Annotated in this window: 1 pseudogene; it reads left to right on the top strand. The window is 58.4% G+C overall.

Annotated features, from left to right (window positions below):
- Positions 1-281: 281 nt before the first annotated feature.
- Positions 282-567 (top strand): annotated as a pseudogene (locus IEX50_RS17760) (hypothetical protein); the annotation flags it as partial.

Here is a 567-nt window from a genome sequence, read left to right as displayed (position 1 = left end):
GCTGCCTGCGCATACGCGCCCATCTTTTCGTGATGTTGGAATTTTTATATTGACTGGAATCGCTTATTTTCCGGCCAGTGGCCCGCGATCGGAAAAATTCCGGTATAATAATGTTAGCCGCATAATATGTCGCCGCGCACGAACTGCGGCTGTTCGACACGCTGATCGAACGATTCGCGCTCGTCCAAATCCCGGTCCGGCCGCTCAAGCGCATCGGGTTCCCCGGCGTCGCGGGCCACTATCTCGACGAATTCGCCGAGGCACACGGCAAGCAGCTGGTCGTGCGCGAGGCGATCGGCGCCAGCGTGCCGTCTGCCGGCACCGGCTGCGCCCTCGCGCGCGACATGCTCGACCGACTTGCCGACGACCAGGGCAATGCCCCGTTCGACGGCGAATCGCTGACCGAGGATTACGTCTTATGTGGAGCACCGTATAAGACGTATTATCCTGACTCGATAATTATCCCGCTTTCATGTGGTTTGCGCAGCAGCACAGCGGTGTGCGGCGTCAAGCACAACCATATAACAATGGAAACCGACCGGCCGACTGATTGCCAGCAGGAAAGTT

The sequence above is a fragment of the Sphingomonas prati genome, assembly GCF_014643515.1.
Classification (GTDB): Bacteria; Pseudomonadota; Alphaproteobacteria; order Sphingomonadales; family Sphingomonadaceae; genus Sphingomonas_R; species Sphingomonas_R prati.
Note: the sequence above shows the minus strand (reverse complement) of the source record. Positions and strands in the feature narration are given on the sequence as shown.